Raw genomic sequence first — 25,246 nt, forward strand, 5'->3', positions numbered from 1 at the left:
ACTCGAAGCCCATGCCCCTCTCCCAGCAGGCCAGGACCCGCCTCGCGGTGGTGGCTACGGCCTTCGCCCTCCCCCTCCTCTACTTCCACCGGGCGGCCTTCTCCGGGAAGATCTTCGCCTCGCGCGACATCCTCCGCGTCTACTACCCGCTCAAGCAGTACTGGGCCGAGCGCGTCTCGCAGCTCCAGTTCCCCGACTGGTACCCGTACAACGCGCTGGGGCAGCCCTACCCGGGGATGCTCATCTCCGGGGCCTTCCACCCGGCCAACCTGCTCTACCTGCTGCTGCCGCCCGGCACGGCGCTCAAGCTGATCACGCTGCTCTCCTACGTGGCGGCCCTGGGAGGCACGTTCCTCTTCGCCCGGCTCTGGAGCCTGGGCCCCGGTCCCGCCCTGTTCGCGGGGCTCACCTACGCGCTGTGCGGCTACATGGTGGGCATCAGCAACAACCTGCTCTACCTCATGGCGGCCAGCACGTTCCCCTGGGCCCTCTGGGGCGCCGAGCGCTTCCTGCGTGCGCCCTCCGTGGGCCGCGCCACCGCCGCCGCCCTCCCGCTGAGCCTCGTCCTCCTCAGCGGAGATGCCCAGAGCTTCGCCCTGTGCAACGGCATGCTGCTGGTGCTCGTGCTGCTGCGCCCGGCTCGCGTGGACGCGCTGCGGGCCGCGCCCCGGGCCGGACTGCTCATCGTGCTCGGCGCGCTGCTGTGCGCGGTGCAGATCCTCCCCGTCCTCACCACCCTCCAGAACGCCTGGCCCAGCGCGCCCACGCTCCAGGTGGCCACCTCCTTCTCGTTCCATCCCCTGCGGCTGCTCGAGCTCGCCCTCGGGGCGCTCTTCCTGGATCCGGAGTCGGGCACGGCGGCCTCGAGCGCGATGGCGGATGAGCTGTTCCTGACGGGAATGGGCGGCTTCTGGGTGCACTCGGTGTACATGGGGCTCCCGGCCGTCCTCCTGCTGGGCGGAGCCCTGTGGACCTGGCGGCGCCACCCGCTGGCCTGGAAGGTGTCCGCCGTCACGCTGGCCATCCTCGCCCTGACGCTGGCGCACCAAGTCCCGCTCTACCGCTGGTTCTACCAGTGGGTTCCTCTCTGGAAGGCCTTCCGCTACCCGGAGAAGATGCTGCCCTACGTCCTGTTCCCCCTCGCCCTGGGCGCTGGCGCCGGGCTGGAGGCCGTCCTCCGGGACTCCGCCCTGTCGCGGCGGCTCGGCCAGGCCGGACTCGTGCTCGCCGGTGTTCTCGGGCTGCTCGCGCTGGGCGAGTGGCGGTGGCGGCTGTTCTCCAACGGCGTCATCCCCTCCCTCTGGGAGAAGGCGGATCCCCCCTCCCTCGAGATCCTCCACGGCAACTTCCTCCAGGCCGCCGGAGTGGGGGCCGTCACGCTCGCGCTGATGGGCGGGGTGCTGGCACGCGCCCTCTCCCCGGCGCGGTGCGTGGCCGCCGTGCTCGGGCTCCAGTTCGCCGTCCTCTACCAGGCCAACGAGGGCACCTACCACGTGACCTATGTGGACGTGCTGGAACGGCCCACGGGCTTCCTGAAGCTCCTCTTGAAGCGGGAGGCGGACGCGGGCCCGGTGCGGCCACGGGTCTTCGCGGGCGCGGAGGATCTCTCTCCCCGCGAGGTCCCCGAGGAGCTCCATCCCGTGGACCTCATGTCCATCAACTTCGTCGCGGGGCTCGCGCCGGACACGCCCGCGCTCTGGCACCTCGAGAGCGCCGGGCCCTACCTGCCCGCCGCCTCCCGCCGGCTGGCCGGACTGCTCTACTCGCCCGACTCCGCCCGCCTCTGGTTGAGCCGCCTCTCGGGCCTCTACCACGTGCGCTACCTCACCCTGGAGACACGCACCTATCAGCAGATGTCCGGCAACTGGGATGTGGTCCTCGGCCAGGATCGTCTCCTGGGGCCGGGCGTGGTGCTGCTCAACAATCCGAACACGCTGCCTCGCGCCTACCTGGCCACGCCCGTCTGCGTGCCAGATGAATCCTCCGCGCGCGCCCTCGTCCTCTCGCGCGCCTTCCACCCCCACCAGCAGGCGGTGCTGGAGTGCCCGCCCGGAACCCCGCGCGACGCGGCACCTCCCTCCCCCGGAGAGCCCGGCCAGGTGCGCATCGTCCACTACGCGCCGGAGTCCGTGGAGCTCGAGGTGGACGCTCGCGTGCCGGCGGCCCTGGTGCTCAACGACGCCTTCTACGACGGGTGGAGCGCGACGCTGGACGGACAGCCCACGCCCATCCTCCCGGCCAACCTCGCGGTGCGCGGCGTGCGCGTGCCCGCGGGCTCCCACCGCGTCTCCTTCACCTACCGCACGCCCCGTCTGATGCTCGGGGCCTTCATCTCCCTCGCGACCCTGGGGCTGCTCGGGCTCGCGGTGCTCGTGGAGCGCCGCAAGCGGGGAAGGCGTGCGCTCAGTCCATCAGCCGGTTGAGGCTGAGATCCAACCTGCTGCGCACCAGCCCCAGGAGGCTCTCCAGCTCGGAGCCATCCAGCTTCAGCCGGGAGGCCAGCTCCCCCCGGGTGAGCTTCAGCAACCGCTCGCGGGACTGCATCACCCGGCGCGCGATGCTGGAGCGGGGCTCGCCATACATCGTCGCCAGCCGGTCCATGGTGAGGCCATGGATGTGGTGCAGCCGCAGCAGGGCCCGCTCGCCCTCGGGCATGGCGGCCAGGGCCGTGCGCAGCGCGGTGACGAGCGCCTGGCGCGAGTCCTCCTTGAGGAGCTCCCGCTCCGGGTCATCCGGTGCCAGCATCCGCGCGAGCGTCTCCGGCGGCTCGTCGAAGAGCTCCTGGCGTCCGTCCTGGCTCGCCAGCTCGCCCACGATGCGCACCCCGATGATGCGCACCCAGGCCAGCAGCGGTCCCCGGCCCGAGTAGTCGGCGATCCGCGGAGGCGTGTCCCCCCGGCCCAGCAACAGCCGCTGGCGCATCACCTGGAGCACCTCGTCCACGGTGGACGCGGCGAGCTGTCCGAGCCGCGCGGGGACCTTCTGGAGCACATGCTGCTCGAAGGCGAGCAGGGCCTGGCGCTCCCCCACGGCGCAGGCACACGCCAGGTACAGATCTGCCCCATGGAGGTGGCGCAGCACCTCGGCGCCGCCTTCCGCGGGCAGGTGCCGGGCCAGGTGCCGCACGAAGGTCTCCGCCGGGAGCGTGACGGCGGGCCAGGCCTCCCGCCCCGTGCGCAGCAGCTCCCGAAGGAGTGTCTCCAGCTCCTCCACCCCCTCCACCCCGGCGCTCCGCTCCGGCGGCACATGGGCCCGCAGCAGCGCGGCGAGGGAGTCCACGTCCTGAGTCCCGCTCATGGCGTCACCGCCTTGCGCGCCACGGAGGACGGCGCCGGGTGCCGCTCCTGCCAGGCCGTCACCTCCCGCAGCTCCACGCGCGCCCGCGTGCCCAGGGCGGTCATCTGCGCCCGCGCCTCCTCCGCCAGGGCGGCGGCCCGCGCGAGCTCCACGGCGGGCTCCCGCTCTCCGAGCGCCCGGGCCAGCAGGAAGGAGACCCAGGCCTCGTCCAGCGGATCCCTCGGGGCCCGCGCGTTGAGGCGGCGGGCCCGCTCGAGCAGCGGCACCGCCCGCTCCGCGTCACCGAGCGCCAGGTGCGCCTCCGCGACACACGCGAGATCCATCGCCACGTCCGGGGTCTCCGAGCCCTGCGCCTTTTCGTCATTGCCCAGGGCGCGCTGGCAGTACGCGAGCGCCTTGCGGGGCGCACCGGCCTCCAGCTCGAGCCGGGCCAGGGGGCGCAGCGCGTTGTTGACGGTGGCGCTGTCCGGGCCGTTCTCCTTCTCCCACAGGTGCAGGGCGCGCAGCAGGTGGCGCCGCGCCTCGTCCTGGTGGCCCATCCGCTGCTGGACGACCCCGAGGAACATCAGCGGCCCGGCGGCCCGCGGCGAGTCCGGACCCAGCGCGCTCTGGATGCGCTCCAGGGCCTGCCGCTGGTAGCCGAGCGCCTCGTCGAGGTTCTGGGAGTCGTAGGCCACCATCCCGAGCGCGCTCAGCGCGGTGGCGGTGTTGGGATGATTCGGGCCCTTGCTGCGCTCGAAGATGGCGAGCGCCCGCTGGAGGTACCGCCGGGCCTCGTCCAGCCGGCCCTGGTCGCGCAGGGCCGAGCCGAGGTTGTTGAGCGGAGGGCCGAGGCTGGGATGATCCGGGGGGCGCGAGGCCTCCAGGAGCGCCAGGGCGCGGATCCACGCGGAGATCGCCTCGTCGCGCTGGCCCAGGGCCAGCAGCGCCGTGGCGAGGTTGCTGAGGTTGAGGGCGAGCGCGGGGTGCTCGGAGCCCCAGAGACTCTCGCGCAGCTCCTGGGCCTGACGGTACAGCGCCAGCGCCTCCGCCGGCCGGTTCTGGCGGGAGCGGACCCGGCCCAGGCTGGAGAGGAAATAGGAGGTGCGCAGGCTGTCGGGCCCGTACGTCTTGCGCGACAGCGCCAGGCCCTGGGTGAGCTCCTCGTCCGCCTGCTCCAGCTTGCCCTGGACGAGCCGCACCCCGCCCAGCCGCAGGTGGAGATCCGTGGCGATGGCCGGGAAGCGCTCGCGTCCCAGCCGCTCCACCACGGCCCGGGCGTGCTGGGCGAGCCGATCCGCCTCCTCCACGCGCGCCATCTGATCTCCCACGATCCACACGAGGAGCACCCATACGCGCGCCACCGTCTCGTCATCGCGGCCGGCCTCGGCGGCCCAGAGGGCGCGGTAGAGGATGTCCTCGGCCTCCTTCGACTTGCCCGCGTGGCCGTGGAGCTGGCCGCGCAGCAGCAGCACCTCCGCCTCCAGCGGACGGTAGTCGAGTCCGTTGATCTCCTGGAGGAGGGCCGCCGTCATCTCGATGCCCTCGGCGTGCCGGCCGGCCTCCATGCGGGCGCGGGCCTCGGCCAGCTTGCGGCGAGCGGCATCCACGCGGGGACGGAGCAGCTCGGGCGGCTGGGGCCGGGTGGAGCTGGCCGGAGCGTCCCGGCACCCGGCGAGCCCCTCGAGCGAGGCCACGAGCTGCGGCACGTTCTGCACCGTCTGCGCGTCCGCCTTCTCCAGCACCTCGGTGACGGCGGCGAACTGCCACAGCCGGGCGTCGAGGCACGCGGCGGTCTGCAACGCGAGGCCCGAGGTGCCTCCGTCGTCCGACGCCAGGCAGGACTCGGTGCGCAGCGAGCGCCAGAGGGAGGCGTGGGCATCCAGCGCGGAGGAGAGCTTCTCCCAGGCATCCGCGGCATAGGGCTTCTTCGTGGCGAGGAAGACGGCACGCACCCGCTCGCGCCGCGCGGGACCCCAGGCCGCGTCGAGCTTCTCCGCCTCCTGCGCGCAACGCACCTCGCGCCGGTGTGCCGCCACGTAGCCCATGGCCACGCCCATCAGACAGGCCATGGCGGCGGACACGGCCACCCAGGTGCGCACGCGGCCGGGCCCCGGGTCGAGCGCCGCCAGCAGGGCCTCCATGGAGGGGAAGCGATCCGCGGGCTTGGGCCGCAACCCGCGCAGCACCGCGTTGCGCACCCGCGCGGGCACCTTCGAGTCGCGCCCGGGCGGCTTCACCCTGCCCTCGCGCGCGGAGCGGCCGAGCTCCTCCAGGCTCAGGCCCTCGAAGGGCCGCACCCCGTGGAGCGCCTCGTAGAGGGCCACGCAGAAGCTGAACTGGTCCGAGAGCGCGTCCACCCCATGGCCCTCGAGCTGCTCCGGCGCCATGTAGGCCGGCGTCCCCAGCAGTGCCCCCGTCCGGGTGAGCAGTCCGAGGGAGTCCTCCTGCGCCACGGGCACCTGGGCCGAGGAAGGCTCCGGGAGCGCGCCCGCGGAGGTGATGGGGCGAGCCAGTCCGAAGTCCGTGACACGTGCCCGGCCATCCCGGCCCACCAGGACGTTGGCGGGCTTGAAGTCCCGGTGCACCAACCCCGCCGCGTGCGCGGCCGCCAGCCCCCGCCCCGCGTCCACGAAGACCCGCAGCACCTCGCGCCAGGGCCGCGGCTCCTTCAACCAGTCCGCCAGCGTGGTGCCATCCACCAGCTCCAACGCCAGGAAGACGCCGTCTCCACACATGCCCACGTCATGCACGGCGACGACGTGGGGATGGGAGAGCCGGGCCAGCGCCTGGGCCTCGCGCAGCAGCCGCTGCCTCAGCTCCTCCACATGGCGGCCCTCGGGACGCAGCAGCTTGAGGGCCACCTGCCGGTCCAGCTCCGGGTCATACGCCGCGTACACCACCCCCATGGCGCCGGAGCCGATCCGCTCCTGCACCACGTACCGGGAGAGCGTCGCGCCCCGGGCCAGCGCCTCGGCGCCCCCGGAAGAGGACACGTCCGGGACACCGGCCGTCGGCGTGGAGTCGCCGCCCGCCGCCAGCGCCCGCTGGCATCCGGCACAGCCCTCCACGTGCGCCAGCACCTCCTGCCTGCGCGCCTCCGGCAGCAGTCCCACCAGGAAGTCGCTCAGCGTCGTTTCGTCTGGGCACCCCATCCGAATCCCAAATTATCAGGGTCAGGGATTTCTTGTATATCCGAACTGGCGCTTTGGTACCGTTACGTCGGAAGAGTAGCGGCTGCCGGAAATGTCCGGAAAAGCACGCTACAATGGGCGGCATGGATCTGTCCGTCTGGTTGACGAACTTCCGGGAGCTGCACGAGCGCGCGCGCCGCAGGCTGCACACGAGCGATGAGCGGGCGCTGTACCTGGAGGCTCGCGAGCAGCTCGCACGCTCCCTGCTCGCGGCCCAGGGCCACAACCTGCAACCGGGAGCCAGTGCCCGGCGCAACTTCCGCGTGCCCAAGGGGATGCACGTGGACGTCAGCTTCCGTGCCGGCGCCCTGCGCAGCCGCACCCTGGACATCTCCTCCGGGGGCTTCTCCTGCTTGATGGGGGGTGCCCCCGGCGAGGGCACGCTCGGCGGTTTCGTGCTGTGGATGCCGGGGCAGGACGAGGGGCCCGTGGTGGGACGCGCGCGCATCGTCGCGGCGACCCCGCCCTCCGAGCACGGCAACCAGCGGGTGTCCTTCACCTTCGAGGACGTGAGCGACGAGGATCGCGAGCGGCTGGAGATGCTGATCTTCGACCTGGCGCTCGGCTACATCGTGGCCTGAGCGGCCGCGCGGGCCCGGGCCCTCACTTCGGTTCGGAGAGCCGGGCGCGGAGGAGCAGATCCTCCCCCACCTGCTCGAAGGAGAGCTTGCCCACCGTGAGCGCGCGGGCCATCTGCTTCACGCCCAGCGAGCCGGACCAGGACAGGCCCTCGCCGCCGATGAGCTTGGGGGCGACGAAGAGCAGCAGCTCGTCCGCGAGCCCTCCACGCAGGAACGAGCCGTACATCTCCGCGCCGCCCTCCACCAGCACGTGGTTGAGGCCCTCCTTGGCGAGGCGGCGCATCAGCGCCTCGAGGTCCACGCGGCCCTGCTTCGCGGGCATCTGCCAGACCTCGGCGCCCGTGGCGGTGAGGCGCTTCGCCTTGCGGCCGGTGGGGTCCTCCAGCGTGGCCACCACGGTGCGGGCCGGGGAGCGCTGGGTGAAGACGGTGAGCTTCGGGGACAGGCGCAGGTGCGAGTCCACCACCACGCGCACGGGATCCTTCCCGGTGCCCTCGGGGAGCCGCGTGGTGAGCTGGGGATTGTCCCGCTGGACCGTGGTGGCGCCCACGAGGATGACGTCCACCTGGTCGCGCAGCCGGTGCACCCACGCCCGGGCCTGCTCGCCCGTCACCCAGCGCGAGTCACCCGTGGCGGTGGCCAGCTTGCCATCCAGCGTCACCGCCGCCTTGAGGGTGACGTAGGGCAGGCCGGTGCTCATGGCCTTGAAGAAGGGGCGGTTGAGCTTGTCGGCCTCCTCCTTCAGCACGCCGGTGACGACCTCCACGCCCGCGCGCCGCAGCCGCGCCACGCCCTTGCCATTCACCTTGGGGTTGGGATCCGACGAGCCGACGAAGACGCGGCGCACGCCGGCATCGAGCACGGCCTGGCTGCACGGCGGGGTGCGCCCATAGTGGTCGCACGGCTCCAGCGTCGTGTAGAGGTCCGCCCCGCGCGCCCTGGCTCCCGCGGCCTCCAGCGCCACCACCTCGGCGTGGGCCGTGCCCGCCCGCCGGTGGTAGCCCCGCGCGATGATGCGCCCACCCTTCACCAGCACCGCCCCCACCACGGGGTTGGGGCTGGTGCGGCCGAGTCCCTTGGAGGCCTCCTCCAGCGCCAGGCGCATGAAGAACTCGGCCACCGCCCGGTCGAAATCCGCCGCGCGCTTCGCCCTGGGGGTGCGCTTCTGCATCCGCGCTCGCGTCAAGAGCCGCATGGCCCGTCAACCGTCCTTGCCCGCGGGACGCGGCGGCTTGAGCTCCCGCGTCCGGTCAGACAGCAGATCCTTCAGCTCCTCCATGAACTCGGAGATGTCACGGAAGCTCCGGTACACCGAGGCGAAGCGGACATAGGCCACCTCGTCCAGCCCGTGCAGCCGGCGCATCACCTCCTCGCCGATGACCGACGAGGGCACCTCCTTCTCCCCCATGCCCTGCAGCAACCGCTCGATGGCGACCACCGTCTCCTCGAGCTGATCCGCCGACACCGGCCGCTTCTCGCAGGCCTTCTTCAGCCCCGCGAGCAGCTTGTCCCGGTCGAACGTCTCCCGCCGCCCGTCCTTCTTCACGATGAGCGGGTAGAGCTCCTCCACCCGCTCGTACGTGGTGAAGCGCCGCTTGCACTGCAGGCACTCGCGGCGCCGGCGGATGACAGACCCCTCGTGAGACTCGCGCGAGTCGATGACCTTGTTCTCGGCGTCCTGGCAGAAGGGGCAACGCATGAATGGGAGGCAGGGTTACTTCAGCCGCGAGGCGTAGAGCGGGAAGCTCCGGGTGAACTCCTCGATGCGCGAGCGGATGTTGAACAGCCGCTTGTCGTCCGAGGCGTTGTCCAGCGCCTCCACGACGAAGGCGCCGACGGTGGCCATCTCCGCCTCCTTCATCCCGCGCGAGGAGATGGCCGGCGTGCCGATGCGCACGCCCGACGTCACCATGGGCTTCTCCGGGTCGAAGGGGATCATGTTCTTGTTCACCGTGATGCCGGCCTTGCCCAGCACCTCCTCGGCCACCTTGCCGGTGAGGTTCTTGGGGCGCAGGTCCACCAGCATCAGGTGGTTGTCCGTGCCGCCCGAGCACAGGCGCAGGCCGCCGCGCTTGAGGGCCTCGGCCAGGGCCTGGGCGTTGGCGACCATCTGCCGCTGGTAGGCCTTGAACTCGGGGCTGAGCGCCTCGCGGAAGGCCACGGCCTTGGCGGCGATGACGTGCATCAGCGGACCGCCCTGGATGCCCGGGAAGATCTGGCTGTTGAGCGTCTTGCCGTACTGCTCCTTGCTCAGCACGAGGCCACCGCGCGGGCCGCGCAGCGTCTTGTGCGTGGTGGAGGTGACGATGTCCGCCAGGGGCACCGGCGAGGGGTGCACGCCCGCGGCCACCAGGCCGGCGATGTGCGCCATGTCCACCATCATCGCCGCGCCCACGCTGTCGGCGATCTCGCGGAACTTCGCGAAGTCGATGGTGCGCGGGTACGCCGAGGCGCCCACCACCACCACCTTCGGCTTGTGCTCCTTGGCGAGCGCCGCGGCCTGGGCGTAGTCCAGCGTCTCGGTGTCCCGGGTCAGCCCGTAGTGGACGATCTTGTAGAGCTTGCCGGAGAAGTTGAACGCGGCGCCGTGGGTGAGGTGGCCGCCCGAGTTCAAGTCCAGCGAGAGGATGGTGTCACCGGGCTTCATCAGCGCCATGTAGGCGCCCATGTTGGCCTGGCTGCCCGAGTGCGCCTGGACGTTGACGTACTCGGCGCCGAACAGCTCCTTGGCGCGGGAGATGGCGAGGTTCTCCGCCACGTCCACCACCTCGCAACCGCCGTAGTAGCGCTTGCCCGGGTAGCCCTCGGCGTACTTGTTCGTCAGCACCGAGCCCATCGCCTCCATCACGGCGGGGCTCACGAAGTTCTCCGAGGCGATCAGCTCCAGGCCTTCTTCCTGGCGGCGCGTCTCGTCGTGAACGACCTTGGCAATCTCCGGATCGACCTCGGCCAGCTTACGGATGTTCTCCATGGACACGCTCTCCTCGGTTGGGAACGAGGGCCTCAACGTCCGTTCTCGGACTCGGCCTCGCGAATCTTGTCCAGGCGCTTCTGGTGCCGGCCGCCCTCGAAGGGCGTGGCCACGAAGGCCTCCACGATGCTGCGCGCCAGCCCCACGCCGACCACCCGCTGGCCCAGGCACAGCACGTTGGCGTCGTTGTGGGCCCGCGTCATGCGCGCCTCGAACTCACTGGTGCACAGCGCCGCGCGGATGCCCCGGTACTTGTTGGCCGTGATGCTCATGCCAATCCCGGTCCCGCACACCAGCACGCCGTACTGGTACTCCCCCGCCGCCACCGCCTTGCACACCGTCTTCGCGAAGTCCGGGTAGTCCACCGAGGCGGTGGTGGTGGGGCCCACGTCGTGGACCTCGGCGCGCAACTCCTGGAGCGCGCTCACCAGCTCGCGGCGCAGCTCCAGGCCCGCATGATCCGACGCGATGATGATCTTCACGTGAGCCCTCCCTCTTCCACTCGGACACGGGGTGGGGAGACCCTCACCCCGACCCTCTCCCAGGGGGGAGAGGGAGCGCTGGGGTGTGGTCCTACTTGAAGCGCTTGAAGACGAGCACCGCGTTGGTGCCGCCGAAGCCGAACGAGTTGCTCATCACCGCGTCCACGCGCTGCTCCCGCGCCTGGTTGGGCACGTAGTCCAGATCGCAGTCCGGATCCGGCGTGGTGTAGTTGATGGTCGGCGGGAGGACGCCCCGCAGCAGCGTCTGCACGGCCACCACCGCCTCGGCACCGCCGGCCGCGCCCAGCATGTGGCCGGTCATGGACTTGGTGGAGGAGACGGCCAGCTTGCGGGCGTGCGCCCCGAAGACGGCCTTGATGGCCTTCGTCTCGTTGGCGTCGTTGAACGGCGTCGAGGTGCCGTGCGCGTTGATGTAGCCCACGTCCTCGGGGTTCATGCCCGCGGACACCAGCGCCAGACGCATGCAGCGCGCCGCGCCCTCGCCCTCGGGGGCCGGCTGCGTCACGTGGTGCGCGTCCGAGTTGGCCCCGTAGCCCACCAGCTCCGCCAGGATGTTGGCGCCGCGCTTCTTCGCGGCCTCCATCTCCTCGAGCACGATGATGCCGGCGCCCTCGCCCATCACGAAACCGTCGCGGTCCTTGTCGAACGGACGGCTGGCGGCGGACGGGTTGTCGTTGCGGTTGGACAGCGCCTTCATCACCGAGAAGCCACCCATGCCCAGCGGGGTGATGGCCGCCTCGGAACCTCCGGCGATGACCGCGTCCGTCTCACCCAGGCGGATGGACTTCCAGGCCTCTCCGATGGCGTGGGCGCTGGTGGCGCAAGCCGACACGGGCGCCCAGTTGGGGCCCTTGCAGCCATAGCGCATGGAGATGAGGCCCGGCGCCATGTTGATGATCATCTGGATGATGAAGAAGGGAGACAGACGGTCGAACCCCTTCTCCAGCCCCTTGCGGTGCTGCTCCTCGAGGGAGGAGATGCCGCCGATGCCCGAGCCGACGATGACGCCCACCTTCTCGGGCGCATAACCGTGGGGCGCGTCCGGCCCGACCGGCAGACCGCTCTCCTTCACGGCCATCTCGGCCGCGGCGAGCGCGAACTGGGAGAACAGGTCCATCCGGCGCACTTCGCGCTTGTCGATGAACTGCTCCGGCTCGAAGTCCTTCGCCTCACCGGCGAAGTTCGTATCGATCTTCTTCGTATCGAAGCGGGTGATGGGTCCGATACCAGACTTGCCGGCGAGCATCGCCTGCCAGTTCTTCTCGGTCCCGGTACCCAGTGCCGTGATGATTCCGGTGCCGGTGACGACGACTCGACGGTTTGACACGTTGCTCTCCACTCGAATACGCGCTGCTGCCATGGAACGCTGGGCGGGACCAGCGCTCCCCGGCCCTACGATGATGCCTACTTCTTGTGGGTGTTGATGTAGTTGATGGCGTCGCCGACGGTCTTGATGTTCTCGGCCTCCTCGTCGGGGATCTCGACCTCGAACTCCTCTTCCATCGCCATCACCAGCTCCACGATGTCGAGGCTGTCCGCGCCCAGGTCCTCGATGAAGGAGGACTCCGGCTTGATCTCCTCCTCGCCCACGCCCAGCTGATCGGCGATGATGTTCTTGACCTTGGCCTCGATAGCATGAGTCGACATAGGTATTGAACCTCCAGGAACCGCGTGGCGGCCCGGCATACTCCCCGGAGCCATGTAAATGCGGGCGCGGTATAACCTACGACCGTCGCCGATCCAACCCTTGGCTACATGTACATGCCGCCATTCACCTTCAGGACTTCTCCGGTGATGTAGGCGGCGGCATCGCTGGCGAGGAAGAGGACGGCGTTGGCCACGTCCTCCGGGGAGCCCAGGCGCCCCAGGGGAATGGCCGCTTCCATCTTCTCCCGCGTCTCTCCGCCCAGGTGCGAGGTCATGTCCGTGCCGATGAAACCCGGGGACACGGCGTTGACGCGGATGTTCCGGCTGGCCAGCTCGCGGGCCACGGACTTGGTCAGGCCGATGAGGCCCGCTTTGGAAGCCGAGTAGGCGGCCTGTCCGCCATTGCCCATCTCCCCGACCACGGAGGTCAGGTTGATGATGGAGCCACCCTTCTGCTTCATCATCGGCCGGCTGACGGCGCGGATGAGCGAGAAGGCGCCCTTGAGGTTGGTGTCCAGCTGCTTGTCCCAGTCCTCGTCCTTCACCCGCATGACCAGGCCGTCCACGGCCACGCCCGCGTTGTTGACGAGCACGTCCAGGCGGCCGTGCGTCTTGAGGACACCCTCCACGGCGGTGGTGCAGGCGGCGGCGTCCGACACGTCGAAGCGCACCGCCTCGCCCTTGGCGCCCGCGGCCTGGATGAGGCCCAGGGTCTCCTGCGCCGCGGCCTCGTTGCCCGCGTAGCTGAAGACGACCGTGGCGCCCTGCTTCGCGAAGCTCACGGCGATGGAGCGGCCGATCCCCCGGGAGCCACCCGTCACCAGCACCACCTTGTCCTTGAACGCGCTCATCTCAGGCTCCCAGTGCCGCGAGGGTCTTCTCCAGGCTCGCGGAGTCTTCGACGTTGAACGACTCGATATCCCGGGTGATTCGCTTGATGAGGCCGCCGAGCACCTTGCCCGGGCCCACCTCGACCACCCGCGTCACGCCCTGGGCGTGGAGGTACTGGATGGTCTCCACCCAGCGCACCGAGGAGCTCACCTGCTCCAGCAGCAGCGGCACCACACGGGCCGCGTCGCTGTTGGCGGAGGCCTCCACGTTCGTCACCACCGGGACGGACGGAGCGGACACCTTCACCTTCGCCAGCACCTCGGCCAGCCGGGGCTTCACCGGCTCCATCAGCGCGCAGTGGAAGGGGGCGGACACGGGCAGCACCTTCGCCTTGCCCCCCATCTCCTTCGCCTTGGCGATGGCCCGCTCCACGGCCTGGGCATTGCCGGCGATCACCGTCTGCTCCGGCGAGTTGTAGTTGGCCGGGGACACCACCTGGCCCTCGCCCGCCGCGTCGCACGCGGCCTTCACCCTGGCCGGCTCCAGGCCCATCACCGCGGCCATGGCGCCCACGCCCTCGGGGACGGCTTCCTGCATGAAGGTGCCACGGGCCCGCACCGCCCGGACCGCGTCCGCCAGTTGCAGCGCGCCCGCCGCCACCAGCGCCGAGTACTCACCCAGCGAGTGCCCCGCCACGAAGGCCGGCACCGGCCCCCGCTTGGAGAAGACGGCATGCGCCGCCACCGACACCGTGAGGATGGCCGGCTGCGTGTTGGCCGTCTGCTTCAGCGCGGCCTCCGGTCCCTCGAACAACACCTGGGAGAACTTCTCGCCCAGCGCCTCGTCGGCCGCCTCGAAGACGGCCCGGGCCTCGGGGAACTTCTCGTACAGGTCCTTCCCCATGCCGACAGCCTGGCTGCCCTGCCCTGGGAAGACGAACGCGATCTTCGACATGCTCCTGCTCCCTCCCTTTCAACGGCGCGTCACCAGCGCATCACCGCACTGCCCCACGTCATCCCCGCGCCAATGGCCATCATCGCCACCACGTCTCCCTGCTTCAGCCGGCCGGCCCGGTTGGCCTCGTCCAGCGTCATGGGCAGCGACGCGGAGGACGTATTGCCGTATTCGTGCAGGTTGAGCCAGCACTTCTCCACCGGCAGCTCCAGCCGCTGCAGCACGGCCTCGAGGATGCGGATGTTGGCCTGGTGCGAGATGACATGGTCCACGTCCCGCGCGTGCAGTCCGTTGGACGACAGGGCCGTGTGCGTCGAGTCCGCCAGCGCGCGCACGGCGAACTTGAAGACCTCGCGGCCATTCATGTGCAGCGTGTGCAGCTTCTCCTTCAGCACCTCTTCACAGGCGGGCTTGCTCGTGCCGCCCCCCGGAATGCAGAGGATCTCCGCGAAGGAGCCGTCCGTGTACAGGTGCGTGGAGAGCAGCCCGCGGTCCGCGTCCTCGGTGGGCGCGAGCACCATGGCACCCGCCGCGTCCCCGAAGAGCACGCACGTGTTGCGGTCCTCCCAGTTGACCGCCCGGCTGAGCATCTCCGCGCCGATGACCAGCGCGCGCTTCACCTGGCCGGTGCGGATGAACTGATCCGCCACGGTGAGGGCGTAGAGCGAGCCGGAGCACGCCGCGGACACGTCGAAGGCGAAGGCGTTCTTCGCCCCCAGCTTCGCCTGCACCACCGCCGCACAGGAGGGCATGGGCATGTCCGGCGTGACGGTGCCCACCACGATGAGCCCCAGCTCCTCCGGCCGCACCCCCGCCATCTCCAGCGCGCGCCTCGCCGCCTGCACGGCCATGTCGCTGGTCGCCTCGCCCGGGGCCGCCACGCGACGCTTGCGGATCCCCGTGCGCGCGGTGATCCACTCGTCGGTCGTGTCGACGATCTTTTCGAGGTCGGCGTTGGTCAGGACCTTCTCCGGTGCGTACGAGCCGGTACCGATGATGTGCGTGCGTGCCATGCCAAGGTGCCCCCTGTGGGTGTACCGGACACGAACGCCTCGGGCGCGCTCTCTAATCGGAAAAGGCCTCGGCTGTCGCTCCCTTTCCCCGTTGCCGGGCGGGGAGCCAGGCGGCGGCGTCCGCAATGCAACGCGTCAACTCGGTGCGCAATCCGGCCTGGGCCGTCTGCAGGGCGGCCTCCAGCGCCTTCTGGATCGCCCGGGGCGAGCTGCGGCCATGCGCGACGATGCCCACGCCCTCGATTCCCAGCAGGGGCGCGCCGCCGTACTCCGCGTAGTCCATCACCTTCTTCAGGCCCGTGAAGGTGGGCTGGAGCAGCAGCGCCCCCAGCTTCTCCGGAATGCCCCCGCGCCGTTCGATGGCCGAGCGCAGCAGCCCCGTGACGGCCGCCGCCACCCCCTCGGACGTCTTGAGGACCACGTTGCCGGTGAAGCCGTCGGTGACCACCACCTCCACGTCCCCGGAGAAGAGGTCCTTCCCCTCCACGTAGCCGGTGAAGTCCAGGTTGGAGGCGCGCAGCAGCGCGGAGGCCTCGCGGGTGAGGGAGGTGCCCTTGGTGGGCTCCTCCCCATTGGAGAGCACCGCCACCCGGGGACGGGGGATGCCCAGGCGGGCGCGCACGTAGGCGGCCCCCAGCACCCCCCACTGGGCCAGGTGGACGGGCCGGCACTCCACATTGGCCCCGGCGTCCAGCAGCAGACAGCGCCCCACCCCCTCCAGGGCCGGCAGCAGCGTGGCGATGGCCGGACGCTCCACCCCGGGGATGCGGCCCAGCACCAGCAGCCCCCCCGCCATCACCGCGCCCGAGTGCCCCGCTGACACCAGGGCATCCGCCTCCCCCCGGCGCACCAGCTCGAAGCCCACCCGGAGGGAGGAGTCCTTCTTGCGGCGGATGGCGGAGAAGGCGTGATCCTCCATCTCCACCACCTGGGTGGCGGGGTGGAGGCGCACGTTGGGCGGCAGGCCCCCGGCCCGGCTCAGGGGCTCGCGCAGACGCACCAGGTCCCCCACCAGCACCACCTCGTGCGCCGGGTGCTCGCGCGCGAACAGGAGGGCCCCCTCCACGGGGGCCGCGGGGGCATGGTCACCCCCCATCGCATCCAGGACGAGCCTCATCGCGGGCGCATCCTTCCATGGACGCCCCGAGCCTGGGAGCACGGAGAGCAGACGGGTGGACACCCCGGGGCCCGGGGACGTAAGAATGCGGCCCGCCAGGTCAGGGTTGGACAGGGCACGGCGACCCCCGCACACGCGCGTTGACTCACACGCTCCGAGCGGCTAGGGTCCGCCGCCTTCCGAGTTTTTGCCGGTCGGGACTGGTGGGGAAGCCCCGGAGTCCAGGGCCGTGACGATACAGAGGTGAGCCGTGGGTGTTCCCAAGAAGCGTACGTCCAAGATGCGTCGTGACCGCCGCCGGGCGGCCAACAACAACCTGCGGAGCGCGGTGCAGGTGATTTCGTGCACCAACTGCAAGGAGCCGGTGCTCCCCCACCGCGCCTGCGCGGCGTGCGGCCACTACAAGGGCCGCGAGACGGTGCCGGGCGCCCAGGCCTGATCACCTGACTCCAGTTCCACTCGAAGGCACGAAGGCCGCTCCCTCTTCGCGAGGGGCGGCCTTTCTGCTTTGGGCCAAACGGCTCTAGTGTCCCGCCCGCGCCGGCGGTGGCACCCCGCCCCCTGGCGCTACAGGGAGCACACAACACATGAAGCTGAAGATCGCGTACTGGGTCCTCACCGGACTGTTCGGCGTGATGATGCTGGCCTCGGGAGGCATGTACCTCAGCGGCGCCCCGCAGCCGGTGGAGGGATTCCGCCACCTGGGCTACCCGGACTACTTCCGCACCCTGCTGGGCATCGCGAAGCTGCTGGGCGCGGTGGCCCTGCTGGTGCCGGTGGTGCCGCGCACGCTGCGCGAGTGGGCCTACGCGGGCTTCGCCATCACCCTGGTGTCGGCCTCGGTGTCCCACTACGCCTCGGGAGATCCGACGGGCCAGGTGGTCACGCCGCTCGTCATCCTCGGCGTGCTGCTCACCTCGCACCAGCTGTGGCACCGGGTGTCGCAGGGCGCCGCCGAGCCACAGGCCGCCGCCCGCCCCGCGATGGGCTGAGTCACATCCCGGCCCAGGTGTCATGGCAGGAGCTGCCCGGAATGGGGGGCGGCTCGGACTCGAGCAGGTGCGGGGGCGCCAGCTCGCCCTCGTCCCGCATCCGCAGCGCCAGATCGATGCGCGCCGCGGCGTTGATGAGCCCCAGGTGGCTGAAGGCCTGGGGGAAGTTGCCCAGCTGCTCGCGCGTGAGGGGGTGCACCTCCTCGGCGAGCAGCCCGAGGTGGTTGGCCGCCTCCGCGTGGTACATGAAGACCTTCTCGGCCTCTTCCAGCCGGTTGGACAACACCAGCGCCTCGACGAGCCAGAAGCCGCACAGCAGGAAGCCCCCCTCCGGCCCCGCCACCCCATCGTCCATCCGGTAGCGGCGCAGGAAACGGCCCGCCCCCAGCTCCGAGCGCAACCAGTCGATGGTCCCCTGCACGAGCGGCTCGCAGGCCCGGAAGCACCCCGCGATGGGCAGCAGCAGCAGCGAGGCATCCGGCTCGTTGCCCCCATAGAAGCCCACGAAGTGCCGGCCCGAGGGGTCCACGCCGTGCTGGAGGATGTCGTGGCGGATGAGCTCCGCCTCGTGGGTGCAGAACTCCTGGAGCGCGGGCTCGGCGAAGAGCCGGGCCAGGTGGCGGCCCCGGTGGAGCGCCAACCAGCACATGAGCTTGGAGTGCACGTTGTGCCGCTTCTCCCGGCGCGGCTCCCAGATGCCGTGATCCGGCTCGCGCCAGCGGCGGGCGGTGGTCTCGATGACCCGCTTGAGCAGCGCCCAGGTGCGCAGCGGCAGCCGGCCCCCGAACCGCTCGTAGAGATAGGCCGCGTCCAGCAGCGCCCCCGCCGTGTCGAACTGGAGCTGATCCCGGGCATCGTTGCCGATCCGCACCGGGCTCGAGCCCTGGAGCCCGGACAGGTGCGGGAGGATCCGCTCCTCGGGCACCGGCCCCCCATCCAGCGAGTACATCACCTGGAGGGGCTCGCCGTGCTTCAGCGTGTCGCGCACGAAGTAGAAGAACTCGCGGGACTCCTCCGCGTAGCCGATCAGGTTGGTGGCCCGCACGGCCATGGCCGCGTCACGCACCCAGCTGTAGCGGTAGTCCCAGTTGCGAGGCCCTCCAATCCACTCGGGCAGCGAGGTGGTGGCCGCGGCCACCATGGCGCCGGTGGGCGCGTACATCAGCAGCTTCAACGCCAGCGCCGAGCGCAGCACATGGTGCCGCCAGGGCCCCTCGTACTGGAGCCGCCGGGACCACTCCCGCCAGGCCTGGCGCGTGGCACGGAGCAGCTCGTAGGGCCGGTACGCGGCCACGGGCTCCGGATGCTCCGAGTCCCAGGCGAGGATCATCCAGCGCCGCTCTCCCCTGCCGAGCTGGATGCGCGCCCGCAGGCCCGACTCGCCCTGGCGCTCCCAGTGCGCCTCCCCATCGAGCACCGCGACCATCCGCTCGCCCCGGGCGCCCTTCGCCACCAGCCCGTGCTCCTCGAGCTCCACCCGCGTCTCCGACTCGCCGTACCGGAACCGCGGATCAAAGACGACGTCCAGCTCGAGCGAGCCCTCCACGCACTCGATGCGCCGGTGCACCTCGTGGATGGTGGCCCGGGGATCATTCGTCCACGGCATGTAGTCGATGATCCGCACGACGCCCTGGCGCTCGACCCGGAAGAGCGTCTCCAGCACGTTGGTGTCCGGGTCGTAGCGCTGCAGGCTCTCGAAGGGCCAGACGGCCGGGGTGATGCCGGTGAAGCCGCCCCGCTCGTCATCGAGGATCGCCGCGAAGACGCTCGGGCTGTCGAAGCGGGGAAAACACAACCAGTCGATGACCCCGTCCGGCCGGACCAGGGCGCACGTGATGCCGTCTCCGATCAGCCCCCGGCTGGCCAGGGAGATCTCCCGGTACGACGCCGGATTCGAGAACCGGAACGGCCGGTTCATCCGCCTGGCGGCACTGTAGAGGTCCATGCGCGCTGCCCTCTCCTGCCCCAAGGGTAGGAACCCTCGCGCGCCCCGAGGCCAACCCGGGCGGACACCAGCCGGACGTCCTCGTCACGCGCTGTCACGCCCAGGGAATGAAGGGCGAGTCCAGGTCTCGCTTTTTGAGGGCCTGGAAAACACGCCCCGCTCTTCTCCCGGAGAGCCCCGTTTCTATAGATTGCCAAGGGTTCACTGAAAAACACCTTGAACCCAAACAACAACCAGACACCGCACCCACCCAGAACGCCATGGAAGCCATCCTCAATCAATTGAAGTCGCTGGCCCTCACGGAAGCCCTCCCCTTCATCCTCAAGGCCGTGGGCGCGTTGGTGCTCTGGTTCGTGGGCCGGACGGTCATCACCGCGTTCCGGCGCGTGCTGAACCTGGGCCTGCAGAAGCGCCAGCTCGACGCCACGCTCATCCGCTACATCGAATCGCTGTTCGCGGGCTCCCTCACCATCCTCCTGCTGCTGGCCATCCTGGGGATGATGGGGGTGGAGACCACCTCGTTCGCGGCGCTGCTGGCGGCCGCGGGCATCGCGATCGGCACGGCCTGGTCCGGCCTGCTGTCCAACTTCGCCGCGGGCGTCTTCCTGCTCGTGCTGCGCCCCTTCCGCGTGGGAGATGAGATCTCCGCGGGCGGCGCCGCCGGCATCGTGCAGGAGATCGGCCTGTTCGCCACCACCCTCGACACCGGCGACAACCTGCGCATCTCCGTGGGCAACAACCGGCTGTTCGGCGACAACATCGTCAACTTCACCCACCACGCCCACCGCAAGGTCACCGTCAAGGTGCCGCTGCTGCACGGCGTGGACGTGCCCACGATGATGCGCGCCCTGCAGGAGCGCGTGGCGGTGGTGCCCGGAGTCCAGGAGCAGCCCGCCCCCGGCGTCGAGGTGGTGGAGTTCACCGCGCTCGGGCCCGTGCTGGGCGTGGGCGCGTTCTGCAAGCCCACCCAGGCCGGCGCCACCCAGGCCGCCATCGCCCAGGCCGTGGCGGAGCTCCTCATGGCCTCCGGGTACGCCGTCCCCCAGCAGACCGCCCAGCAGCTCATGGCCAAGGCCAGCTGAAGGGCCTGAAGGGCGCCAGGGAGCGAGGAGCCACGCACGCGCATCGGCCGAGCCCCTCCGGTGAGCACGTCCGAACCCGGGGGACAACCCCCGGCCTGGCGAGCGGGCCCTCCAGCGCCCCCGTGTGGGAAGTGGGCGGAATAAAGGGTGGCATCCACCCCGCATGAAGCACTTCCTCACGCGTGGGTGGGCGTTGTCCTGGCTGGTGCTGTGGGTGTCGCTGCCCGCGCTCGCGGGGCCCCACCCCGGCCTCTTCTTCGACGCCTCGCAGGTGGAAGCGTTGCGCCAGAAGGCGCGGACCACCCACCAGGCCATCTCCCAGCCCCTGCTCGAGGGCGCGACGAGCTACCTGGACCGCACCGTCTCGCCCTCGGGGCTCGTCACCTGGAAGGCCACTGGGAAGACGCTGCAGCTGGATCGCCGCGAGGCCGGCAACCTGCTGGTGGTGCTCGCCGCGTCCGCGCCACCCGGGGAGAGCTGCCGGAGGGCACCACGCAACCGTGGCTGGAGCTCGCCACCGGCAACGCGCGCAAGGTGAAGCGGGTGTTGGACCTGCAATCTGACTCCGTCAGTAATGAAATCCCCCTACCGTCCGAGCCCCGCCATGCACACACCCGCTCAGAAGGAACGTCTCCAGACCGCCGGGCAGTGGTGGGGCACCTTCATCGACGAGTTCCGGGTCATCTGCCCGAGGTGCGAGCGGACCGCACTCGTGCTCCCGCGGCATGCCGGTGAGTCGGGGCTCTTCGCCTCTCGCCGGGTGACGTGCACGCACTGCGGGTTCAACAACCCGTGGGAGGGACGGACTGTGCGCATGCCCTGGTACGCCGACCCCATGCGGGACTTCTACTTCCAGCTCCCGCTCCGTCTCCAGCTCCACTGTGGCAGGCACCTGTTGTGGGCCTTCAACCACCGCCACCTGGGTTTCCTCGAGGCCTTCGTCCAGGCCTCGCTCCGGGAGCGGACCCGGGACCCATACGGCTGGCACAACAAAGGTCTCATCAGCCGGTTGCCCAGGTGGCTCAAGGCCGCCCAACACCGGGCCGCCATCCTGAAGGCCATCGAGACACTCCGCGAACGCGATCGACGCTGAGTCCACCCCAAGGAGGAGAGGCAGGGGCATTCCTCGGCCAGGGGCTGCTGGAGTACAGCTGGCCCTCGTACCTGGACATGGGGACCGTAGACATGTCCTGCCACGCTGTCTCCGGGGTGAGGCGGCTACGGCAGCGTGCACTTCGAGATGTTGTGCTCGGTCGGCTGCGTGATCCACAAGGTGTTTCCCAGGCCACGGGCGAGCCCCGAGGCGCCGAGCACTTGCACCACCTCGGTGACCACACCGTTCGGCGTGATCTTCGCGAGCTGCCTGGTCCCGTAGTATTCGGTGAACCAGATGTTGCCGTCCGGGCCGGCGATCTGCCGCGCGGCCCTCGCCTTCGCGGAGGAGGACTACCGCCTCAACCGCCGCCCGTCGCCGCGCGATACGCGCTGGCTCGTTCTCCTCACCGCGTGATGCCCCAGTGACGTGGCGCTCCCGCGGTGTGTGTGAATCCCGGGCGCATCCGGATGGCCGCATCGCGGCGTAGGGCGCCGGAGAATCCGTGGTCGAACTCGGGCCACCGGCAGCGAAAGAACAGGTGAGGGCGGTGAGACACCGGCCCGTTTCGCTACCGGGAGAGGACCCATGACGCACGTTCACTGGCGCTGGTGTGTCGCCACCACCCAGCGGGAGCTCGATGACGCGGCTCGCATCCGCTGGGCTGTCTTTGGCGGAGAGATGGGATTGCTGTCCGAGCAATCGGCGGTGTCGCGGCGGGAGATGACCTGCATCGACACGCTCGACACCACGGTGCACCTGCTCGTCCATGCCGGTGACGAGCCGGTGGCGACCATGCGGGTGGCGCTGCCCAACGCGGAGGTGGCGGCGAACCTGGGCGCGGCGGTGGGGCTCGAGATGGCGCAGCGGGTGGACCTCTCGGGGTTGATCCGTCCGGGGAGGGTGTTCGCGGAGCCCTCCCGCTTCTGCGTGCTGCCGAAGTGGCGGCGCACGGAGGCCGTCACGTGGTTGCAGGCGGCCATGTACGCGGAGAGCCGGCGGCTCGGGGTGACACACTGGATCGCCTCCGCGAACCTGGAGACGGACTCCCCCGAGGACGCGCTGCTGTCGTGGCAGGTGGCGGCCAGCCGGGGATGGTTGAGCCCGCGCTGGCGGGTGGACGTGCCCGACCCGCGGCAGGCCCCGGTGCATCCCCGCCACCCCTTCTACACGCCGGAGGAGCGGGCGAGGGCGAAGCAGGGACTGATGGACGGGCTGCGGGTGCCCAGGCCGCCCTCGCTCTTCGCCAGGACGATGGGGGCGCGCTTCATCGCGGAGCCGCTCTACGACGCGTACTTCCAGTGGTTCACGCTGCCGCTCGTCATGGCCCTGGATGAGATCCCGGCGGACAGCCTGGCGCGCTTCCACGCGCTGGAGAACGGCGTGAGCCCCACCGCCTAGGCTCGGGGCGGTTCCTTCTTTCCCTCTCACCTTCAACACGCAGCAGCCGGGAGCCTGACGGAACCCGGACAGGAGACGTACGTGCAAACACAGACGGAGAACCAGGCGGAGACGCAGTGGGTGGCGGCGTTGGACGCGGAGGCGCGAGGGCTGGTGGCGGCGGTGGATGCGCAGCCCGACGCCAGCCGCCTCCTCGACGGCACCCTCGACCAGGCGGGCTACATCCACTACCTCATCCAGACGTATCACTACGCCCGCTGGAGCACGCCGATCCTCGCCGAGGCGGGCCACCGGCTGAAGCGGTTGGGACGGCACCCGGAGCTGGCGGAGCTGTTGATCCAGAAGGGGGAGGAGGAGCGGGGGCACGAGCGGTGGTTGCTGGCGGACCTGAAGAACCTGGGGTGCCCGGCGGCGCAGGTGGAGGCAGCGGCGCGGAGCCCGGCGGTGGATGCCTACACGGGGTGGAACTTCTTCACGTCGCGCGCGGGCGTGCCGGCGGCGGTGCTGGGGACCGCGTACGTGCTGGAGTACCTGTCGCAGACGCGGGCGGGCGTGTGGGCGGAGCGGCTGCGGGCGGTGGCCGCCATTCCCAACATCCACAAGTCGGTGACGTTCCTGCGCAACCATGGAGCGCTGGACGGGGACCACGTGGCGGAGATGGCGCGCATCCTGGGACGGCTGACGGACCCGGAGGAACAGGCGGCGATCCTCTTCTCGGCCCGGGTCGCACGCCTCGTCTACCCGTGCATCTTCCGTGAGGGCGGCGCCGCCAGCATCCCTCTCGCGAGGTAGAGACAGCCGCACGTCAGATGGGAGAGCCTCCCGTTCGAGCCCTGGCCTCCGGGAGGCGTCTTCCCTTGCATTCCACTGTCTCAGACAGGCTTGTTGAGACGGGCGGCCTGGTAGAAAAGGTCCGCGCGTCCATCGACGCCCAGCTTGGCGAGGAGGTTTCGCACGTGGGTCTTCACCGTGTGAAGGGACAGCTCGAGCTCACCGGCGATCTGCTCGTTGGTCCAGTTGCGGAGCAGGCACGCCGCGATGGTGACCTCGCGAGGGGTGAGCTTGCGCTTCATCTCCGCGGGGAGCGGGATGGAGATGGGAATCTCGTGCATCAGCAGGGCCCATTGCCGGGGGCCCTCGGGGGCGGGCAGTTCGATGAACCGGACCGTGCGGTAGCCATCGGCGTAGAGGGAGACCCAGAGGTTCTTGTCGAGCCGCGCATCGGGGGCCATGCGAACCAGGGCGTCCAGCCGCTCCTGGAGCGGGAGGGGGAGGCCGGAGGAGTGGAGCTCGGAAGGGGTAAACCACCGCTCCAGGAGGACGGCGGCGTGAGGAGAGCGCAGCACCTCGTGGTGGGGAGGCTCCACGACGAGGAAGGCGGTATCCGGGCGGCGGTAGAGCTCTTCGAGGAGATGGGCGCTGGTGGTGACGTCCTGGACGTCGCTGCAGTTGCGGACGGTGTTCACCAGGTGCGCGGTGAGGCTGGCGAGGACGGCGGCGTTCTGGCCGGAGTAGGCGCGTGGCCGGTTCCGGTAGAGCGCGAGGGCGCCGAAGGAGCCGGGGCGGATGGGGAGGAGCACGGCCATGATGTGCTCCATGCGCGGCTCCAGCTCCCGGCTGCGTTGGTAGATGAGGGTCCGTTCATACTCCTTGCGGGAGAGAAGCTCCGAATCGCGGATGACCGTCTGGGGCCGGGCGAAGATGGGAGGCCGGAGGAAGTCATGGTCGGCCAGGCCGGCATACTCATCGAGGATGGGGATGCGATGGCCCGGGACGAGCCATTGGAAGTGGAGCGAATGCGTGACCTCCATGAGGCACAGGGCCATGGAGTCGGCCTGCGCGAGCTCGAGGAGGTGCGGTCGAACGGCTTCGAGCGCCTGGGGGAGGGACAGCGAGCTGTTGAGGGCCGTGATAGCCCTGTCCCTGAGCATGAGTTCGTCGGCATTGAGATTCATTGCACTGAACATCCAGCCTCCCGGGTCAAGCCATCCTGCGGGGTTTTACGTAACGACCCCTCATCCATAGTCACGACCTGAAAACCTGTCCCTCACTCTTCAGAGGTATTGACCGGGCAGGGGCGCATGGCCCACATCCAGTCCTTCGTGGCCGTGGCCGTGGCCGAGGAGCGAAACGTGGGGCGCGCCGCACGCCGGCTCCACCCCACCCAGCCGCCGCTCAGCCGCCACCTCCTCGCGCTCGAGAGCAAGCTCGGCACCCGGCTGTTCGAGCGCACGCCGGGCGGCCTGCGCCTGCTGCCGGCGGGCGAGAAGAGAAGGCCCTCACTTCCGGACCATGAGCCCCGCCGCTTCACCCAGGAGCGTCTCGATGGAAGTTTTTCTCCTCGGGAGAGGTCTGCTCCGTCCGGTACCTTCCGATGCTCCGTGGCGCCTCGAAGCTGATGATCTCCCCTATCATGAGGGGCCTCATCCGTTGCTAATGACGCCCCAACTCCCTGTCCCAGATGTACAACTGCCGGGTCACCGCGTACTTGTCGGCGCTGGAGATATCCTCGAACTTCTCCGGGGGAAGCGTGCGCAGGCGCTCGCGCAGGAAGTCCGGGTCGCTGAGCGCCTCTCGGTGTTTGAGATCGGTGTTCACGTCCACCAGGAAAGGAATCACCCGGAGCACGGCCTGCTCACACTCCTC

At 70.2% G+C, this 25,246-nt stretch carries 25 protein-coding genes and 1 pseudogene; 11 read left to right on the top strand and 15 right to left on the bottom strand.

The features are described from left to right. The first annotated feature begins 11 nt into the window (after nucleotides 1–11). Nucleotides 12–2,423, top strand: a complete 2,412-nt coding sequence (locus VFZ09_RS15860; RefSeq protein WP_329728416.1) for a YfhO family protein — start codon at nucleotides 12–14, stop codon at nucleotides 2,421–2,423. On the opposite strand, the gene VFZ09_RS15865 is transcribed toward VFZ09_RS15860, so the two are convergent. Then, entirely contained in the window at nucleotides 2,404–3,297 is an 894-nt protein-coding gene (locus VFZ09_RS15865) for a sigma factor-like helix-turn-helix DNA-binding protein (protein WP_329728417.1), read from the bottom strand. The two genes, VFZ09_RS15860 and VFZ09_RS15865, sit on opposite strands and share 20 nt — an antisense overlap. Then, on the bottom strand, nucleotides 3,294–6,431 hold the full coding sequence (locus tag VFZ09_RS15870) for a tetratricopeptide repeat protein (protein WP_329728418.1): 3,138 nt from the start codon (nucleotides 6,429–6,431) through the stop codon (nucleotides 3,294–3,296). The genes VFZ09_RS15865 and VFZ09_RS15870 overlap by 4 nt, the downstream gene beginning before the upstream one ends. A 122-nt stretch (nucleotides 6,432–6,553) precedes the next feature. On the opposite strand from VFZ09_RS15870, the gene VFZ09_RS15875 reads away from it, so the two are divergent. Next, nucleotides 6,554–7,051, top strand: coding sequence for a PilZ domain-containing protein (locus tag VFZ09_RS15875; protein WP_329728419.1), 498 nt, complete (start codon nucleotides 6,554–6,556; stop codon nucleotides 7,049–7,051). Between the two features lie 22 nt (nucleotides 7,052–7,073). On the opposite strand, the gene ribD is transcribed toward VFZ09_RS15875, so the two are convergent. The 10 genes from ribD to plsX all read right to left on the bottom strand — a co-directional run bounded on the left by ribD (nucleotide 7,074) and on the right by plsX (nucleotide 16,087). After that, nucleotides 7,074–8,246 carry a bifunctional diaminohydroxyphosphoribosylaminopyrimidine deaminase/5-amino-6-(5-phosphoribosylamino)uracil reductase RibD gene (ribD, locus tag VFZ09_RS15880; RefSeq protein ID WP_329728420.1) on the bottom strand — a complete coding sequence of 391 codons (1,173 nt, stop codon included), beginning with the start codon at nucleotides 8,244–8,246 and terminating at the stop codon, nucleotides 7,074–7,076. Between the two features lie 6 nt (nucleotides 8,247–8,252). Next, nucleotides 8,253–8,750, bottom strand: a complete 498-nt coding sequence (gene nrdR / locus VFZ09_RS15885) for a transcriptional regulator NrdR (RefSeq protein ID WP_047856817.1) — start codon at nucleotides 8,748–8,750, stop codon at nucleotides 8,253–8,255. 15 nt (nucleotides 8,751–8,765) lie between these two features. Next, a complete protein-coding gene (glyA, locus tag VFZ09_RS15890; RefSeq protein ID WP_329728421.1) occupies nucleotides 8,766–10,022 on the bottom strand; it encodes a serine hydroxymethyltransferase in 1,257 nt (418 codons plus the stop codon). Between the two features lie 32 nt (nucleotides 10,023–10,054). Next, a complete protein-coding gene (gene rpiB / locus VFZ09_RS15895; RefSeq protein ID WP_329728422.1) occupies nucleotides 10,055–10,504 on the bottom strand; it encodes a ribose 5-phosphate isomerase B in 450 nt (149 codons plus the stop codon). A gap of 91 nt (nucleotides 10,505–10,595) precedes the next feature. Next, nucleotides 10,596–11,852: a beta-ketoacyl-ACP synthase II gene (gene fabF, locus VFZ09_RS15900; RefSeq protein WP_329728423.1), complete on the bottom strand. Its 1,257-nt coding sequence runs from the start codon at nucleotides 11,850–11,852 to the stop codon at nucleotides 10,596–10,598. A gap of 77 nt (nucleotides 11,853–11,929) precedes the next feature. Beyond that, complete coding sequence (gene acpP, locus VFZ09_RS15905) at nucleotides 11,930–12,172, bottom strand: acyl carrier protein (protein WP_329728424.1); 243 nt, start codon at nucleotides 12,170–12,172, stop codon at nucleotides 11,930–11,932. A 104-nt stretch (nucleotides 12,173–12,276) separates the two neighbouring features. After that, on the bottom strand, nucleotides 12,277–13,023 hold the full coding sequence (fabG, locus tag VFZ09_RS15910; RefSeq protein ID WP_329728425.1) for a 3-oxoacyl-[acyl-carrier-protein] reductase: 747 nt from the start codon (nucleotides 13,021–13,023) through the stop codon (nucleotides 12,277–12,279). Nucleotide 13,024: 1 nt separating this feature from the next. Beyond that, nucleotides 13,025–13,957 (bottom strand): ACP S-malonyltransferase, encoded by a 933-nt coding sequence (gene fabD / locus VFZ09_RS15915; RefSeq protein WP_329728426.1) that lies wholly within the window; start codon nucleotides 13,955–13,957, stop codon nucleotides 13,025–13,027. A gap of 29 nt (nucleotides 13,958–13,986) precedes the next feature. Further along, complete coding sequence (locus VFZ09_RS15920) at nucleotides 13,987–14,970, bottom strand: beta-ketoacyl-ACP synthase III (RefSeq protein ID WP_329728427.1); 984 nt, start codon at nucleotides 14,968–14,970, stop codon at nucleotides 13,987–13,989. 52 nt (nucleotides 14,971–15,022) lie between these two features. Continuing rightward, a complete protein-coding gene (gene plsX / locus VFZ09_RS15925) occupies nucleotides 15,023–16,087 on the bottom strand; it encodes a phosphate acyltransferase PlsX (RefSeq protein WP_329728428.1) in 1,065 nt (354 codons plus the stop codon). A 250-nt stretch (nucleotides 16,088–16,337) separates the two neighbouring features. Between plsX and rpmF the strand changes: the two genes are divergently transcribed. Both rpmF and VFZ09_RS15935 read left to right on the top strand, forming a co-directional pair. Continuing rightward, a complete protein-coding gene (gene rpmF / locus VFZ09_RS15930; protein ID WP_329728429.1) occupies nucleotides 16,338–16,526 on the top strand; it encodes a 50S ribosomal protein L32 in 189 nt (62 codons plus the stop codon). Nucleotides 16,527–16,674: 148 nt separating this feature from the next. After that, nucleotides 16,675–17,079: a DoxX family protein gene (locus VFZ09_RS15935; protein ID WP_329728430.1), complete on the top strand. Its 405-nt coding sequence runs from the start codon at nucleotides 16,675–16,677 to the stop codon at nucleotides 17,077–17,079. 1 nt (nucleotide 17,080) lies between these two features. On the opposite strand, the gene VFZ09_RS15940 is transcribed toward VFZ09_RS15935, so the two are convergent. Further along, nucleotides 17,081–19,024, bottom strand: coding sequence for a glycoside hydrolase family 15 protein (locus VFZ09_RS15940; RefSeq protein ID WP_329728431.1), 1,944 nt, complete (start codon nucleotides 19,022–19,024; stop codon nucleotides 17,081–17,083). Nucleotides 19,025–19,284: 260 nt separating this feature from the next. Here VFZ09_RS15940 and VFZ09_RS15945 point away from each other — a divergent pair, with 260 nt between their 5' ends. The 6 genes from VFZ09_RS15945 (at nucleotide 19,285) to VFZ09_RS15970 (ending at nucleotide 23,392) form a co-directional block, all read left to right on the top strand. Further along, nucleotides 19,285–20,106, top strand: a complete 822-nt coding sequence (locus VFZ09_RS15945; RefSeq protein WP_329728432.1) for a mechanosensitive ion channel family protein — start codon at nucleotides 19,285–19,287, stop codon at nucleotides 20,104–20,106. A gap of 163 nt (nucleotides 20,107–20,269) precedes the next feature. Beyond that, the gene (locus VFZ09_RS15950) at nucleotides 20,270–20,644 is read left to right on the top strand and encodes a hypothetical protein (protein ID WP_329728433.1); all 375 of its coding nucleotides are present in this window, start codon (nucleotides 20,270–20,272) and stop codon (nucleotides 20,642–20,644) included. A 66-nt stretch (nucleotides 20,645–20,710) separates the two neighbouring features. After that, nucleotides 20,711–21,199, top strand: coding sequence for a hypothetical protein (locus VFZ09_RS15955; RefSeq protein WP_329728434.1), 489 nt, complete (start codon nucleotides 20,711–20,713; stop codon nucleotides 21,197–21,199). 288 nt (nucleotides 21,200–21,487) lie between these two features. After that, on the top strand, nucleotides 21,488–21,616 hold the full coding sequence (locus VFZ09_RS15960) for a hypothetical protein (RefSeq protein ID WP_329728435.1): 129 nt from the start codon (nucleotides 21,488–21,490) through the stop codon (nucleotides 21,614–21,616). 171 nt (nucleotides 21,617–21,787) lie between these two features. Then, nucleotides 21,788–22,600 (top strand): GNAT family N-acetyltransferase, encoded by an 813-nt coding sequence (locus VFZ09_RS15965; RefSeq protein ID WP_329728436.1) that lies wholly within the window; start codon nucleotides 21,788–21,790, stop codon nucleotides 22,598–22,600. An 81-nt stretch (nucleotides 22,601–22,681) separates the two neighbouring features. Beyond that, complete coding sequence (locus tag VFZ09_RS15970) at nucleotides 22,682–23,392, top strand: iron-containing redox enzyme family protein (protein ID WP_329728437.1); 711 nt, start codon at nucleotides 22,682–22,684, stop codon at nucleotides 23,390–23,392. Between the two features lie 80 nt (nucleotides 23,393–23,472). Here the strand turns inward: VFZ09_RS15970 and VFZ09_RS15975 are convergent, their stop codons facing one another. After that, on the bottom strand, nucleotides 23,473–24,555 hold the full coding sequence (locus VFZ09_RS15975) for a helix-turn-helix transcriptional regulator (RefSeq protein WP_329728438.1): 1,083 nt from the start codon (nucleotides 24,553–24,555) through the stop codon (nucleotides 23,473–23,475). A 126-nt stretch (nucleotides 24,556–24,681) separates the two neighbouring features. On the opposite strand from VFZ09_RS15975, the gene VFZ09_RS15980 reads away from it, so the two are divergent. Continuing rightward, a complete protein-coding gene (locus tag VFZ09_RS15980; RefSeq protein WP_329728439.1) occupies nucleotides 24,682–24,999 on the top strand; it encodes a LysR family transcriptional regulator in 318 nt (105 codons plus the stop codon). Between the two features lie 34 nt (nucleotides 25,000–25,033). On the opposite strand, the pseudogene VFZ09_RS15985 reads toward VFZ09_RS15980, so the two are convergent. Then, a pseudogene (locus tag VFZ09_RS15985) lies at nucleotides 25,034–25,246 on the bottom strand (hypothetical protein); the annotation flags it as partial.

Origin of the sequence: Archangium sp. (assembly GCF_036277355.1) — a bacterium.
In the GTDB taxonomy this organism is placed as follows: Bacteria; Myxococcota; Myxococcia; order Myxococcales; family Myxococcaceae; genus Archangium.

Excerpts from the sequence above, each read along its gene's own strand:
- VFZ09_RS15860 (WP_329728416.1), top strand. The coding sequence starts at position 12 with ATGCCCCTCTCCCAGCAGGCCAGGACCCGCCTCGCGGTGGTGGCTACG.
- VFZ09_RS15865 (WP_329728417.1), bottom strand. The coding sequence starts at position 3,297 with ATGAGCGGGACTCAGGACGTGGACTCCCTCGCCGCGCTGCTGCGGGCC.
- VFZ09_RS15870 (WP_329728418.1), bottom strand. The coding sequence starts at position 6,431 with ATGGGGTGCCCAGACGAAACGACGCTGAGCGACTTCCTGGTGGGACTG.
- VFZ09_RS15875 (WP_329728419.1), top strand. The coding sequence starts at position 6,554 with ATGGATCTGTCCGTCTGGTTGACGAACTTCCGGGAGCTGCACGAGCGC.
- ribD (WP_329728420.1), bottom strand. The coding sequence starts at position 8,246 with ATGCGGCTCTTGACGCGAGCGCGGATGCAGAAGCGCACCCCCAGGGCG.
- nrdR (WP_047856817.1), bottom strand. The coding sequence starts at position 8,750 with ATGCGTTGCCCCTTCTGCCAGGACGCCGAGAACAAGGTCATCGACTCG.
- glyA (WP_329728421.1), bottom strand. The coding sequence starts at position 10,022 with ATGGAGAACATCCGTAAGCTGGCCGAGGTCGATCCGGAGATTGCCAAG.
- acpP (WP_329728424.1), bottom strand. The coding sequence starts at position 12,172 with ATGTCGACTCATGCTATCGAGGCCAAGGTCAAGAACATCATCGCCGAT.
- fabG (WP_329728425.1), bottom strand. The coding sequence starts at position 13,023 with ATGAGCGCGTTCAAGGACAAGGTGGTGCTGGTGACGGGTGGCTCCCGG.
- fabD (WP_329728426.1), bottom strand. The coding sequence starts at position 13,957 with ATGTCGAAGATCGCGTTCGTCTTCCCAGGGCAGGGCAGCCAGGCTGTC.
- VFZ09_RS15920 (WP_329728427.1), bottom strand. The coding sequence starts at position 14,970 with ATGGCACGCACGCACATCATCGGTACCGGCTCGTACGCACCGGAGAAG.
- plsX (WP_329728428.1), bottom strand. The coding sequence starts at position 16,087 with ATGAGGCTCGTCCTGGATGCGATGGGGGGTGACCATGCCCCCGCGGCC.
- VFZ09_RS15935 (WP_329728430.1), top strand. The coding sequence starts at position 16,675 with ATGAAGCTGAAGATCGCGTACTGGGTCCTCACCGGACTGTTCGGCGTG.
- VFZ09_RS15940 (WP_329728431.1), bottom strand. The coding sequence starts at position 19,024 with ATGGACCTCTACAGTGCCGCCAGGCGGATGAACCGGCCGTTCCGGTTC.
- VFZ09_RS15945 (WP_329728432.1), top strand. The coding sequence starts at position 19,285 with ATGGAAGCCATCCTCAATCAATTGAAGTCGCTGGCCCTCACGGAAGCC.
- VFZ09_RS15950 (WP_329728433.1), top strand. The coding sequence starts at position 20,270 with ATGAAGCACTTCCTCACGCGTGGGTGGGCGTTGTCCTGGCTGGTGCTG.
- VFZ09_RS15955 (WP_329728434.1), top strand. The coding sequence starts at position 20,711 with ATGCACACACCCGCTCAGAAGGAACGTCTCCAGACCGCCGGGCAGTGG.
- VFZ09_RS15965 (WP_329728436.1), top strand. The coding sequence starts at position 21,788 with ATGACGCACGTTCACTGGCGCTGGTGTGTCGCCACCACCCAGCGGGAG.
- VFZ09_RS15975 (WP_329728438.1), bottom strand. The coding sequence starts at position 24,555 with ATGAATCTCAATGCCGACGAACTCATGCTCAGGGACAGGGCTATCACG.
- VFZ09_RS15980 (WP_329728439.1), top strand. The coding sequence starts at position 24,682 with ATGGCCCACATCCAGTCCTTCGTGGCCGTGGCCGTGGCCGAGGAGCGA.